Below are 12181 nucleotides of genomic sequence, written 5' to 3' on the forward strand. Positions count from 1 at the left end.
CATTCCCTCGACCGATCAGGAGTTTCCGATGGCCACTCAACGCGCCCAGGTCGCAATCATTGGCGCCGGCCCCTCAGGCCTGCTGCTGGGTCAGCTGCTGCACAAGGCCGGGATCGAAGCCATCATCCTCGAGCGCCAGACCGGCGACTATGTGCTGGGCCGCATCCGCGCCGGCATCCTCGAGCAGGTGACGATCGACCTGGTGGATGAGGCCGGCGTGGGTGCGCGCATGCACCGCGAGGGCCTGGTGCATGACGGCTTCGACATGCTGTTCGACGGCCAGCGCCACCGCGTGGACCTGGCGGGCCTGACCGGCGGTCAGCATGTGATGGTCTACGGCCAGACCGAGCTGACGCGCGACCTGATGGAAGCCCGCGCCGCCGCGGGCCTCACCACGGTGTACGAAGCGCGCGACGTGGCGGTGCACGACTTCGACACCGCCCACCCGCGCGTGACCTACACCAAGGACGGCGTCGCGCACGAGATCCACTGCGACTTCATCGCCGGCTGCGACGGCTTCCACGGCGTGTGCCGCGCCAGCGTGCCGCGCAGCGCGATCACCGAGTACGAGAAGGTCTACCCCTTCGGCTGGCTGGGCCTGCTGTCCGACACACCGCCGGTGCACCATGAGCTGATCTACATCGCCACGCCGCGCGGCTTCAGCCTGTGCTCGCAGCGCAGCACCACGCGCAGCCGCTACTACCTGCAGGTGCCGCTGACCGACAAGATCGAGGAGTGGACCGACGAGGCCTTCTGGCAGGAGTTGCGCCTGCGCCTGGACGAGGAGGGGCGCGACAAGCTGGTCACCGGGCCATCGATCGAGAAGAGCATCGCCCCGCTGCGCAGCTTCGTCACCGAGCCGCTGCGCTTTGGCCGCCTGTTCCTGGCGGGTGACGCCGGCCACATCGTGCCGCCCACCGGCGCCAAGGGCCTGAACCTGGCGGCCACCGATGTGAAATACCTCAGCAGCGCGCTGATCGAGCACTACGCCGAGCGCAGCGACGCCGGCATCGACCACTACTCGCAGCGCTGCCTGCGCCGCATCTGGCGTGCCGAGCGCTTCAGCTGGTGGTTCACGCAGCTGATGCACCGCTTCCCGGACGAGGGCCCGATCGAGGCCAAGCTCAAGAGTGCCGAACTCGACTACCTGATGCACTCGGCCAACGGCCTGAAGACCATCGCCGAGAACTATGTCGGCCTGCCGCTGGACTTTGGTGGCTGATCGGCCAGTGCGCGCAGCGCGTCGGCATTGAGCAGCTCGATGCGGCCATAGCCGCGGCGCAGCCAGCCGCGGGCCTCGAAGTCGCCCAGGGTCTCGCTGACGGTCTGGCGCGTCAGCGCCAGCATCGCGCCCAGCTGTTCCTGGTTCAGCGCCAGCTCGCGCTGCACCACACCCGGGGCCAGCATGCCGTGCCCCTCGGCCAGCGCCAGCAGGCGCAGCGCGATGCGCTGCGGCGCCGGCAGGGCCGCGATCTGCTCCAGGCCGGCCAGCAGCGCGCGCGACTTCTCGGCCAGCAGCCGACCCAGGTGACGCCACCACAGCGGATCGTCCGCCAGCAAGGCCTGCAGCGCCGCCTGCGGCACCTGCAGCAGGCGGCATTCGCCGCGGGCGCTGACATCGTGGGTGCGCGCGCCACCGTCGATCACCGCGATCTCGCCGAACCAGTGCGGCGCGCCCAGCACCTGCAGCAGCAGGTCGCGCCCGGCGGCGTCCACCGCGCCGATGCGCACGGCGCCATCCAGCACCGCATACAGGCCGTCGCAGGCATCGCCGCGCCGGAACAGCGTGTCACCCGCGCCCAGCGTCACGCAGCGCGCCTCGGCCAGCAGGGCGCGCTGGGCGGGCTCGCCCAGGTCGGCAAACCAGCGGCCGGCCCGCAGCGGGGTCAGCCAGTCATCGGTCGGGGTTTGTCCTGAGCGGGGCATCGTGGGAATTGTCGGCTGCCCGATAGTCGCCGGGCCGCCTCAGGCCGAATACTGCGCCCCCAGCGTCCCCGAGGTGCCACCATGAAAACCCTGAACGAACAGCTGATCCAGTACGCCCGCTACCACCGCGACCCGCGCAACATCGCCACCCACTTCGTGGGCATCCCGATGATCACGTTCGCGATCGCGGTGCTGCTGTCGCGTCCCGCCTGGGGCGCGCTGTCGCCTGCGCTGGCGCTGGCGGCGGCCTTTTCGGTGTACTACCTGCGCCTGGACGGGCGCTACGGCGTGGCGATGACGGCGTTGCTGGCACTGGCGCTCTGGGGCGCCCAGGGGCTGGCCGCGGGCAGCACCGCCAGCTGGCTGGCCTGGGGCATCGGCCTGTTCATCGTCGGCTGGGTCTTCCAGTTCGTCGGCCACTGGTGGGAAGGCCGCAAGCCGGCCTTCGTGGATGATCTGGTCGGCCTGGTGATCGGGCCGCTGTTCGTGGCGGCCGAGGCGGGATTCCGGCTGGGCTGGCGCCGCGAGGTGGCGCAGGCGATCGATGCCGCGGCCGGCCCGGTGGCCCGTCGGGATCCGCAGGCCCTGGCGCCGCAGGCCCGCGGATGAGCCGCCTGCGCTGGCACGACTTCGACGCGGCCCTGACCGGGCTGGCAGCGCTGCCGCGCTCGTCGCTTCCGGCCGTGGTCGAAGGCCGTACCCTGGCCCAGGCGCTGCTGCACTGCGCGCAGGGCATCGAGTACTCGATGCAGGGCTTCCCGCAGCCCAAGCCGCGCTGGTTCCAGCTCAGCGTAGGTGCGCTGGCCTTCGCGGTGTTCCGGCGGCGTGGCTGGATGTCGCACGACCGCCGTGCGCCGGTGCCCGGCGAGCCCCCGCCGCCCGACCATGCCGACGAGGCCCAGGCCCTGGCCCGGCTGCACTCGGCGATCGCGGCCTTCCGCGCCTGGCCCGGGCCCTGGTCACCGCATTTCGCCTACGGCGCACTCGACCGCGCCGGTCACGAGCAGGCCCACGCGATGCACCTGGCCGACCACCTGCAGGCCTTCCTGGCCGAGTGACTTTGGTCTGGGTGCGATGATCGGGTGATGAACCCGATGCAGCCCGTTCCCCTGTCGATGCTGGATCTGGTCGCGGTGCGCGATGGGCGCAGCGTGGCTGATGCGCTGGCCGTGGCCCGGCAGACCGCCCTGCATGCCGAGCGGCTGGGCTTCACCCGCTACTGGCTGGCCGAACACCACAACATGGCGGGCATCGCCAGCTCCGCCACCGCGGTGCTGGTGGGCCACATCGCCGGCGCCACGCGGCGCATCCGCGTCGGCTCGGGCGGGGTGATGCTGCCCAACCACGCGCCGCTGGTGGTGGCCGAGGCGTTTGGCACGCTGGCCGAGCTCTACCCCGGGCGGATCGACCTGGGCCTGGGCCGCGCGCCCGGCACCGACCGCGAGACCATGCGCGCGCTGCGCCGCGACCGGGTTGAATCAGAGCAGGACTTCCCGCGCGACGTGGCCGCGCTGCAGCAACTGCTGGACGACCCCGCCCCAGGCCAGCGCGTGTTGGCCATGCCCGGCGCCGGCACGCGCGTGCCAATCTGGCTGCTCGGCTCCAGCCTGTTCTCGGCCCAGCTGGCGGCCGAGCGCGGTCTGCCCTATGCCTTTGCCTCGCACTTCGCGCCGCGGCTGCTGCTGCAGGCGCTGGACCTGTACCGCCGGCTGTTCCGCCCCAGCGCCGAACTGGCCCAGCCGAAGGTGATCATCGGCGTGCCACTGGTGGCGGCCCCCACCGACGACGAGGCGCAGTTCCTGGCCAGCAGCGTCTACCAGCGGGTGCTGGGCATCCTGCGCAACGACCGCCAGCGCCTGCAGCCGCCGCAGGCCGGGTTCGTCGAGTCACTGTCGCCCGCGGAGCGCGCCGGCATCGCCGACTTCCTGGGCTGCGCCGTGGTGGGCGGGCCCGACACCGTGCGCCAGGGCTTCGCCGCCCTGCTCGAGGCCACCCGCGCCGACGAGCTGATGCTGGTCTGCGACGTCTACGAGCCCGAGTTGCGCTGGCGTTCGCTGGACATCGCGGCTCAGGCGATGGCGACGCTGGGCTGACGACCGCCCGCCGTCTGCAGCAGCGCGGCGCAGTCCTCGGCCGACAGCGGCCGGCTGTGCAGGTAGCCCTGGAACAGACCGCAGCCCAGTTCGGCCAGGCACTGGCGCTGCTCGGTGGTTTCAACGAACTCGGCCAGCACCCGCACGCCCAGCGCGCGCCCCAGCTGGGCGATGCTGCGCACGATGTCGGCGTCGCTGCGGCTGCTGACGATGTCGCGGGTGATCGAGCCGTCGATCTTGATCGTGTGCACCGGGATGCGGCGCAGTTGCAGCAGCGACGAATAGCCCATGCCGAAGTCATCCATCGACAGGCGCACGCCGGTCTGCGCCAGCGCCTGCAGCGTCTCGTCGACCTCGCGCAGCGCAGGCACCGCGTGTGTTTCGGTCAGCTCCAGCTCCAGCTCCTCGGCGCGCAGGCCGTGGCGCTGCAGCGCCGCACCGATGCGCTGGGCGAGGCGGCGGTCGCGCAACTGGGTGGGCGAGAGGTTCACCGCCATCACCACCGGCGGCAGTCCCTGGCGGTTCCAGCGGGCCTTGCAGGCCAGCGCGGTGTCCAGCGCCCAGTCGCCCAGGGCGTCGATCAGCCCACCCTGCTCAGCCAGAGCGACCACTGCGCCTGGGGCGATCGGGCCATGGCGCGGGTGATGCCAGCGCAGCAGGGCCTCGACGCCGACGCAGTGGCCTGCGGTATCGACCTGCGGCTGGTAGTGCTGCACCAGCGCGCCGCGCTCCAGGGCCTGGCGCAGGTCGGCCAGCAGTTCGCGTGCGCTGCCGCCCACGTTGTCCTGCCGGCGCAGCGGCGGCACGGTGCCGGCGGTCGTGTCCAGCAGCGCGGCCACCGTGGCGTCCAGGGTCTGCCTGTCCAGGGCTTCGCGGCGGCGTTCCCAGCGGCTGACCAGTGGCCAGTACAGCGCGGTCGACAGCGCCAGCAGCAGCGCCTGGAAGGCCGCGCCCCGCCAGGAACCGGTGATCAGCCAGCCGGAAATCAACGGCGGCGTGGTCCAGGGTACCGAACGGGCATCGCTGATCGCCAGCGCCAGCCAGCCGTGGTCAAAGGCGACCAGGGTCAGCACCGCCATCAGCACCGGCACGCCGATGAAGGCGGGCAGGAAGTGGCGGTTCAGGGCCAGGGGCAGGCCGAAGATCAGGGTCTCGTTGATGTTGAAGCTGCCCGGCAGCAGCGACAGCCAGGCCAGTCGCCGGGTGGCCCCGGGGCGGCTGTTGAACAGCATCGCCAGCATCAGGCCGAAGGTGGCGCCGCTGCCGCCCATCAGCACGAAGCTGTCGAACACCGGCCGCCACATCCGGCCCGGCAGTGGCGGGCCGCCGGTGGGTGCGAACAGCGTGGCGGTGTCCATGTCCAGCAGATGCCCCCCGGGAATGCCGACGCTCCAGGCGAGTTGATTGAGCAGCACCGCGGTCAGTGTCAGCCACTGCTGGGGGTTGCTGCGCGCGTGGAGCCAGGCGAGTGCCGGGTCGACCCACTGGCCGTCCGGGCGCAGCAGCGGTGCCAGCAGCCAGGCGGCGCCCATCAGCACCAGGCTGCTCAACACCGCCGCCGGCGTGATGCGCAGCGCATGGAAGAACTGGCCATCGCTGCCGAAGGGCAGCCCGCGGGGCCACAGCCAGTGCCAGGCGCCGCAGCGCTGCAGCAGCTCCGCCGTGGCCACGCCCACCAGCATGCCCTGCACCAGGTTGTCCAGCACCGGCGGCTGGCCTGGGTGGAGCATGCGGCCGCACAGCAGGTAGTTCGCCATCGACAGGGTGCCCACGGCCAGCGCCGGCAGGTGCTGGTCCAGCGCGCGCGGCGGCGGCAGCAGACGCGTCAGCCGCACCGCCACCAGGGCCGACAGGGCCAGACCGAAGACGCCCAGGGTCGAGCGCTCGACCGCCTTCAGCGCATGCGCCCAGTCCGGCCCGAACCAGGACTGGGTCAGGTCCCGGTAGGGCGCCCAGGGAAAGTGGTACAGCAGCACCGCGCCGATGCCCAGCGCCGTCAGCGGCAACAGCATCACGAAGCTGTCGCGCACGGCGAGCAGCCACAGGCGTGCGCGGTCGATCATGGCCGCCGATGCTACGCCGCCGCGCGACGCACCTGCAGCACCTTGAGCGCGCGCTGCGGATCGACGTCGGCGAAGGCCGCGGGGTTGGGCAGGCGCGCAACCACTTCCATCGTCGGCGCGGCTTCAGCCAGGGTCTGGCGCAGGACCTCCTCACCCAGTTTGGGCGAGTTCAGGCACAGCAGGGCCTCGCCGCCGGGCGCCAGCAGCTCAGGCAGGCGGCGCAGCAGGCGCGCCCAGTCCTTGTCGGCGACGAAGCTGCCCTTCTGGTGGCTGGGCGGGTCCATCACCACCAGGTCATACGGGCCGTGGCGGGTGATGCGGCCCCAGGAGTTGAAGATGTCGTGCGGCAGGAAGGCCGCGCCCTGGTCCAGGCCGTTGAGCAGGTGGTTGCGCTTGGCGATGGCCAGCGCGCCGCGGGCCATGTCGTAGTTGTCCACCCGGGCGGCGCCGCCGCGCAGGGCCGCCACCGAGAAGGCGCCGGTGTAGGCGAACAGGTTCAGCACCCGCGCGCCGGGATGCGCCGCCGCCCATTCGCGCACCCAGCGGTGGCCCTCGGCCATGTCCAGGAACAGGCCGTGGTTCTGGCCGCGCAGCAGGTGCACGCCGAAGCGGGCGCCGTTCAGCATGACGACATGCGGCTCGGGGATCTGGCCGGCCATCAGACGGTTGTCGGCGCGCATCTCGTCGCGCTGCTGGAACACCCAGTTCAGCGGCTGGCCGGGCGCCAGCTCGGCCCAGCGCGCGGCCAGTGCGGCGCCGATCGCCGCCAGGTCGGCCTCGCTGGCGGGCGCAAAGCTGGTGAGCAGCCAGACCGGGTCATACCAGTCCAGCGTCCAGGCCTCGCAGCCCGGGTGCAGGCCGCCGCGGCCGTGGAAGACCCGCGCCGCCTCGGTGGGCAGGGTCATCTGGCGCAGGGTGGTCAGCAGGGCGTGCATGGGCAGGTCAGCGTGTGGGTGTGGCCGCGACCATACCCCGGCTCAGAGCAGTCCCCGCTCGGCGAAGCTCACCACCTGGCCGGTGCCCACCACCAGGTGGTCCAGCACCCGCACGTCCACCAGGGCCAGCGCGCTCTTGAGCGCCTGGGTCAGGTACTCGTCGGCGCGTGAGGGCTCGGCCAGGCCGCTGGGGTGGTTGTGGGCCAGGATCACCGCGCCGGCATTCAGCGCCAGCGCCTCCTTGACCACCTCGCGCGGGTAGACGCTGGTCTGCGTGAGGGTGCCCTGGAACAGCTCGCGCCACTCGATCAGCCGGTGCTGGCCATCCAGGAACAGCACGCCGAAGACCTCGCGCCGCTGGCCGCCCAGCTTCAGCGCGACGAAGTCCTTGACCTTGGTCGGGGCGTCGAACACCGGTTCCGCGCGGATCTGCTGCGCCAGCGCGCGCCGCGCCATCTCCATCACCGCGGCCAGTTCGGCCCGCTTGGCCGGCCCCAGGCCCTTGACCTGGCCGAAATCCGCCGGCGTGCCGTGCAGCAGGCCGCCAAAGCCGCCAAAGCGTTCCAGCAGGCTGCCCGCCAGCGCCAGCACACCCTGGCCCGGCAGGCCGGTGCGCAGCAGCAGGGCCAGCAGTTCGGCGTCGGCCAGCGCGGCCGGCCCGCGGGCCAGCAGCTTCTCGCGCGGCCGCAACTCGGCCGGCAGATCCTTGATCGTCATGCCCGTCTCCCTGAGATTCAGGCGCCCATGCGTGGGGCGACCCGTAAAATCAGCGCCCAGACTACCAGTTTTCCCACCGTGAACACCATCCAGCAAGGGTCCTTCCTGACCCTGCACTACCGCCTTGCGGGCCCCGACGGCGCCGACGTGGTCACCACGTTCCACGACAAGCCGGCCACGCTGACGCTGGGCGCCGGCCAGCTGTCGCCGGCCTTTGAGGCGCGCCTGATCGGGCTGCAGGAGGGCGCACGCCAGGCCTTCACGCTGGCGGCGGGCGAGGCCTTCGGCCCGCGCAACCCCGATATGGTGCAGCGTCTGAAGCGCCAGGTCCTGAACGAGATGGGCGACCCCGAGGCCGAGTACCACGTGGGTGATGTGGTCGAGTTCCCCACCCCCGACAACACCGGCCGCTTCGCCGGTGTGGTGCGGGCCGTGGGCGAGGGCTGGGTCGAGTTCGATTTCAACCACCCGCTGGCCGGCCAGGCCGTGACCTTCGAGGTCCAGGTGATCGGGGTGCTGTGATGGGCGAGATCCTGCTGGCTGAACCGCGTGGCTTCTGTGCCGGGGTGGACCGGGCGATCGAGATCGTCGAGCGCGCGCTCACGCTGTACGGCGCGCCGATCTATGTGCGCCACGAGATCGTCCACAACACCTACGTGGTCAACGACCTGAAGGCCAAGGGCGCGATCTTCATCGAGGAGCTCTCGGAGGTGCCGGCCGGTGCCACGCTGATCTTCTCGGCGCATGGCGTCAGCAAGGCGGTGCAGGCCGAGGCCGAGGCCCGGGGCTTTCGCATCTTCGACGCCACCTGCCCGCTGGTCACCAAGGTCCACGTGGAAGTGGCCAAGCTCTCGAAGGAGGGCTACGAGTTCATCATGGTCGGCCACAAGGGCCACCCCGAGGTGGAAGGCACGATGGGCCAGCTGCATGAGGGCATCTACCTGGTCGAGGACGAGGCCGATGTGGCCACCGTGCCGGTGAAGAACCCCGACCGCCTGGCGGTGGTCACCCAGACCACGCTGAGCGTGGACGATGCCGCGGCCATCCACGCCGCGGTGAAGGCGCGCTTCCCGAACGTGCGCGAACCCAAGAAGCAGGACATCTGCTACGCCACCCAGAACCGCCAGGACGCGATCAAGGTGCTGGCCCCGGCGGTGGATGTGGTGATCGTGGTGGGCAGCCCCACCAGCTCGAACAGCAACCGCCTGCGCGAACTGGCCGAGCGCCTGGGCACGCCGGCCTACATGGTCGACGCCGCCGACGACCTGCAGCCGGCCTGGCTGGACGGCCGCCCGCGCGTGGGCCTGACGGCTGGCGCCAGCGCGCCCGACGTGCTGGTGCAGCAGGTGATCGCCCGCCTGAAGGCGCTGGGCGCCACCGGTGTGCGCAAGATGACGGGCGTTGAGGAGACGATCCAGTTTCCGCTGCCCAAGGGCCTGGGCGACAAGTCGATGGCGGCCTTCGCGGCCGAGCGATCCGGGCGCTCCGAGGCCTGATCCTGCCGCCCGCCGACGCGCTGCGCCGGCCCCGATTCGAATTCGCGAAGAGAGACTTCCATGCTCGACATCACCCAGCTGCGCCGTGACCTGAACGCGGTCGTGGCCAAGCTTGAGACCCGCAAGACCCCGCAACCCTTCCTGGACGTGCCGCGCTTTGGCGCACTGGAAGCCGAGCGCAAGACGCTGCAGACCCGCACCGAGGAGCTGCAGGCGCAGCGCAATGCGCTGAGCAAGCAGATCGGCCAGCTCAAGGGCAAGGCCGCCAAGGGCGAAGACACGGCCGCCCAGGTCGAGGCGCTGATGGCCCAGGTGGCCGGCATCGCCGACGAGATGACGGCCGGCGCCACGCGCCTGGACGCGCTGCAGGCCGAGCTGCAAGGCCTGCTGCTGGGTGTCCCCAACCTGCCCGACGACAGCGTGCCGGTGGGCCCGGACGAGACGGCCAACCAGGAGGTGCGCCGCTGGGGCACACCCGGCACCTATGCCTTCCCGGTCAAGGACCACGTGGACCTGGGCGCGCCGCTGGGCCTGGACTTCGAGGCCGGCGTCAAGCTGGCCGGCGCGCGCTTCTCGCTGATGCGCGGCCCGGTGGCGCGTCTGCACCGCGCGCTCGCCCAGTTCATGCTGGACACCCACACCCAGCGCCACGGCTACACCGAGTGCTACACGCCCTACATGGTCAACGCCGCCGCCATGCGCGGCACCGGCCAGCTGCCCAAGTTCGAGCAGGACCTGTTCCATGTCACCTCGGGCGACGGCGACGAGGCCGGCAACAAGTGGTACCTGATCCCCACCTCGGAGGTCACGCTGACCAACACCGTGGCCGACAGCATCCTCAGCGCTGACCAGTTGCCGATCAAGCTGACCGGCCACACGCCCTGCTTCCGCTCGGAAGCGGGCAGCGCCGGACGCGACACCCGCGGCATGATCCGCCAGCACCAGTTCGACAAGGTCGAGATGGTGCAGATCACCACCCCTGACCAGAGCTTCGCCGCGCTCGACCAGATGGTCGGCCACGCCGAGGCCATCCTGCAGGGGCTGGAGCTGCCCTACCGCGTGGTGCTGCTGTGCACCGGTGACATGGGCTTCGGCGCCGTGAAGACCTTCGACCTGGAGGTCTGGCTGCCGGCGCAGAACACCTACCGCGAGATCAGCTCGTGCAGCAACATGGGGGCCTTCCAGGCCCGCCGCATGCAGGCGCGCTTCAAGAACGCCCAGGGCAAGACCGAGCTGGTCCACACCCTCAATGGTTCGGGCCTGGCGGTGGGCCGCGCGCTGGTGGCGGTGCTGGAGAACCACCAGCAGGCCGACGGCCGCATCCGCGTGCCGGCCGCGCTGCGCCCCTACCTGGGCGGCGACGAGTTCATCGGGGCCTGAACGATGCAATACCCGCAATTCAACCGGGCTTCACCCAACACCCCGCTGACCGAGGCCGAGCTGGAACAGCTCGACCAGTGGCTGCTGCAACTGGCCCAGTCCGGCCGCGACGGCGTGATGAGCCTGGACGGTCTGGACGGCTACCTCACCGCGCTGGCGGTGGGCCCGGCCAGCGTGCTCGACACCCTGCCCACCGCCGACTGGCTGCCCGCCGTCTGGGGGGGCGATGGTGACGACGGCGCCCCGTTCACCAGCAACCAGCAGCGCAAGCGCACGGTGGTGCTGGTGCTGCGGCATCTGCAGGCCATCCTCAGCACGCTGCGCGAACACCCTACGCTGTGGGAGCCGGTGTTCAGCCTGGCCGAGCACGAAGGCCACGAGTGGGCCGATGCCGGCGACTGGTGCACCGGCTTCCTGCAGGCCACCGACCTGGACCCGGCGGCCTGGGCGCCGCTGTTCGACGACCCGCAGCTCGGGCCTTTGCTGGTGCCGATCGCGCTGCTGGGCGGTGACGGCGAGGCGGACAACGAGGACCTCGACGATCCCGCGGTGCGCGAGTCGCTGAGCCGCGCCGCGGCCGAAGCGGCGCTGGCGCTGGCCGAGCGCGCCTGAGCATGGACCATCCGGCCGCCTGCCCCAACTGTGGCCAGGATCTGTCGGTGTGGCCGCAGGCGCGCCACTGCCCGAACTGCGGCCAGGAGACCCACCTGCACGCGCCCACGCTGTGGGAGTTCGTGCACGAGTTCATCACCCACTACGTGGCGCTGGAAGGCGCGCTGTGGCGCACGCTGCGTGGTCTGGCGGTGCCGGGCCGGCTGACGCTGGAGTACCTGGCCGGTCGACGCCGTCTGTACCTGCTGCCGCTGCGCCTGTACCTGAGCTGCAGCTTCGTGTTCTTCCTGGCGCTCAAGCTCAATGCCACCCCGCCCGAGATCGAGGTGCAGCGCTCCGGGGCCGAGTCCGCCGCGGTGGCGGTCGATGAGTTGCAGACCGAGGCCGATGAGCTGCTGGCGGCCTGCCAGGGGCCTGCGCCGGCGTCGGCCGTGGCCTCGGCGGCCAGCCGTCCCACCGAGGCGCAGTGCCGCGACGCCCAGCGCCTGCAGGCGGTGGCCCAGGGCATCGCCAGTGCCGCCTCCGGTGCGGCCAGTGGAGGCAACCTGGCCAACAGTGCCCGGGTGCTGGCCTGGGCACCCTACGCCATGTTCCTGATGCAGCCGGTGTTCGCCGCCCTGCTGAAGCTGCTCTACCTGGACCGGCGGCGCAGCTATGGCGAGCACTTCGTGTTCTCTTTGCACCTGCACAGCGCCTGGTACCTGCTGCTGCTGGCAGCCATGGCCCTGCCGGGCCCGGTGGACATGCTGCCGCTGCTGGGCCTGCCGGTGTATGCGGTGCTGGCGATGCGGCGCGTGCACGGGTCACCCGGAGCGGGCCGCCTGGCCGGCATGGTGGTGACCAGCCTGGTCTACTGCACGCTGCTGGTGGCCGCCGCGGTGGGCATGGCTTGGCTGGCGATGGGGTCGGGTCACTGAGCCGGCCCTCAACCGCCCGGCGTTTCAGCCGATAACGGTGAA

At 71.4% G+C, this 12181-nt stretch carries 13 protein-coding genes; 9 read left to right on the forward strand and 4 right to left on the reverse strand.

Annotated elements, in window-relative coordinates; all coding sequences use genetic code 11:
• Positions 1-28 precede the first annotated feature (28 nt).
• Complete coding sequence (pobA, locus tag KAK07_RS10175) at positions 29-1222, forward strand: 4-hydroxybenzoate 3-monooxygenase (RefSeq protein ID WP_210855579.1); 1194 nt, start codon at positions 29-31, stop codon at positions 1220-1222.
• Here pobA and KAK07_RS10180 read toward each other — a convergent pair.
• Entirely contained in the window at positions 1189-1926 is a 738-nt protein-coding gene (locus KAK07_RS10180; protein WP_210855581.1) for a Crp/Fnr family transcriptional regulator, read from the reverse strand. The two genes, pobA and KAK07_RS10180, sit on opposite strands and share 34 nt — an antisense overlap.
• An 81-nt stretch (positions 1927-2007) precedes the next feature.
• Here KAK07_RS10180 and KAK07_RS10185 point away from each other — a divergent pair, with 81 nt between their 5' ends.
• Genes KAK07_RS10185 through KAK07_RS10195 form a run of 3 tightly spaced genes read left to right on the forward strand, consistent with a single transcriptional unit; the run spans position 2008 to position 4019 of the window.
• Entirely contained in the window at positions 2008-2535 is a 528-nt protein-coding gene (locus KAK07_RS10185; protein ID WP_210855583.1) for an Mpo1 family 2-hydroxy fatty acid dioxygenase, read from the forward strand.
• The gene (locus KAK07_RS10190) at positions 2532-2984 is read left to right on the forward strand and encodes a DUF1569 domain-containing protein (protein WP_210855585.1); all 453 of its coding nucleotides are present in this window, start codon (positions 2532-2534) and stop codon (positions 2982-2984) included. The genes KAK07_RS10185 and KAK07_RS10190 overlap by 4 nt, the downstream gene beginning before the upstream one ends.
• Before the next feature lie 27 nt (positions 2985-3011).
• Positions 3012-4019, forward strand: coding sequence for an LLM class flavin-dependent oxidoreductase (locus KAK07_RS10195; RefSeq protein ID WP_210855588.1), 1008 nt, complete (start codon positions 3012-3014; stop codon positions 4017-4019).
• Here the strand turns inward: KAK07_RS10195 and KAK07_RS10200 are convergent.
• From KAK07_RS10200 to radC, 3 genes are read right to left on the reverse strand one after another with little or no spacing between them, the layout of a single operon-like run.
• Positions 3995-6082, reverse strand: coding sequence for an EAL domain-containing protein (locus KAK07_RS10200; protein WP_210855590.1), 2088 nt, complete (start codon positions 6080-6082; stop codon positions 3995-3997). The two genes, KAK07_RS10195 and KAK07_RS10200, sit on opposite strands and share 25 nt — an antisense overlap.
• Before the next feature lie 11 nt (positions 6083-6093).
• The gene (locus KAK07_RS10205) at positions 6094-7017 is read right to left on the reverse strand and encodes a class I SAM-dependent methyltransferase (protein WP_210855592.1); all 924 of its coding nucleotides are present in this window, start codon (positions 7015-7017) and stop codon (positions 6094-6096) included.
• Between the two features lie 42 nt (positions 7018-7059).
• Entirely contained in the window at positions 7060-7734 is a 675-nt protein-coding gene (gene radC / locus KAK07_RS10210) for a RadC family protein (protein ID WP_210855594.1), read from the reverse strand.
• Positions 7735-7761: 27 nt separating this feature from the next.
• On the opposite strand from radC, the gene KAK07_RS10215 reads away from it, so the two are divergent.
• The 5 genes from KAK07_RS10215 to KAK07_RS10235 are packed head-to-tail and all read left to right on the forward strand — an operon-like array spanning position 7762 to position 12139.
• Positions 7762-8256, forward strand: coding sequence for an FKBP-type peptidyl-prolyl cis-trans isomerase (locus tag KAK07_RS10215; RefSeq protein WP_210855596.1), 495 nt, complete (start codon positions 7762-7764; stop codon positions 8254-8256).
• Complete coding sequence (gene ispH / locus KAK07_RS10220; protein WP_210855597.1) at positions 8256-9230, forward strand: 4-hydroxy-3-methylbut-2-enyl diphosphate reductase; 975 nt, start codon at positions 8256-8258, stop codon at positions 9228-9230. The genes KAK07_RS10215 and ispH overlap by 1 nt, the downstream gene beginning before the upstream one ends.
• A gap of 60 nt (positions 9231-9290) precedes the next feature.
• Positions 9291-10610 carry a serine--tRNA ligase gene (gene serS / locus KAK07_RS10225; protein ID WP_210855599.1) on the forward strand — a complete coding sequence of 440 codons (1320 nt, stop codon included), beginning with the start codon at positions 9291-9293 and terminating at the stop codon, positions 10608-10610.
• A 3-nt stretch (positions 10611-10613) separates the two neighbouring features.
• The gene (locus tag KAK07_RS10230; RefSeq protein WP_210860588.1) at positions 10614-11222 is read left to right on the forward strand and encodes a UPF0149 family protein; all 609 of its coding nucleotides are present in this window, start codon (positions 10614-10616) and stop codon (positions 11220-11222) included.
• Between the two features lie 2 nt (positions 11223-11224).
• On the forward strand, positions 11225-12139 hold the full coding sequence (locus KAK07_RS10235; RefSeq protein WP_210860590.1) for a DUF3667 domain-containing protein: 915 nt from the start codon (positions 11225-11227) through the stop codon (positions 12137-12139).
• Positions 12140-12181 lie beyond the last annotated feature (42 nt).

Origin of the sequence: Ideonella alba, from assembly GCF_018069875.1 — a bacterium.
GTDB classification, from domain to species: Bacteria; Pseudomonadota; Gammaproteobacteria; order Burkholderiales; family Burkholderiaceae_C; genus Ideonella; species Ideonella alba.

Coding starts and splice junctions, on each gene's coding strand:
- KAK07_RS10205 (WP_210855592.1), bottom strand. CDS start 7,017: ATGCACGCCCTGCTGACCACCCTGCGCCAGATGACCCTGCCCACCGAG.
- KAK07_RS10215 (WP_210855596.1), top strand. CDS start 7,762: ATGCGTGGGGCGACCCGTAAAATCAGCGCCCAGACTACCAGTTTTCCC.
- KAK07_RS10230 (WP_210860588.1), top strand. CDS start 10,614: ATGCAATACCCGCAATTCAACCGGGCTTCACCCAACACCCCGCTGACC.
- ispH (WP_210855597.1), top strand. CDS start 8,256: ATGGGCGAGATCCTGCTGGCTGAACCGCGTGGCTTCTGTGCCGGGGTG.
- serS (WP_210855599.1), top strand. CDS start 9,291: ATGCTCGACATCACCCAGCTGCGCCGTGACCTGAACGCGGTCGTGGCC.
- KAK07_RS10180 (WP_210855581.1), bottom strand. CDS start 1,926: ATGCCCCGCTCAGGACAAACCCCGACCGATGACTGGCTGACCCCGCTG.
- radC (WP_210855594.1), bottom strand. CDS start 7,734: ATGACGATCAAGGATCTGCCGGCCGAGTTGCGGCCGCGCGAGAAGCTG.
- KAK07_RS10195 (WP_210855588.1), top strand. CDS start 3,012: ATGAACCCGATGCAGCCCGTTCCCCTGTCGATGCTGGATCTGGTCGCG.
- KAK07_RS10185 (WP_210855583.1), top strand. CDS start 2,008: ATGAAAACCCTGAACGAACAGCTGATCCAGTACGCCCGCTACCACCGC.
- KAK07_RS10200 (WP_210855590.1), bottom strand. CDS start 6,082: ATGATCGACCGCGCACGCCTGTGGCTGCTCGCCGTGCGCGACAGCTTC.
- pobA (WP_210855579.1), top strand. CDS start 29: ATGGCCACTCAACGCGCCCAGGTCGCAATCATTGGCGCCGGCCCCTCA.
- KAK07_RS10190 (WP_210855585.1), top strand. CDS start 2,532: ATGAGCCGCCTGCGCTGGCACGACTTCGACGCGGCCCTGACCGGGCTG.
- KAK07_RS10235 (WP_210860590.1), top strand. CDS start 11,225: ATGGACCATCCGGCCGCCTGCCCCAACTGTGGCCAGGATCTGTCGGTG.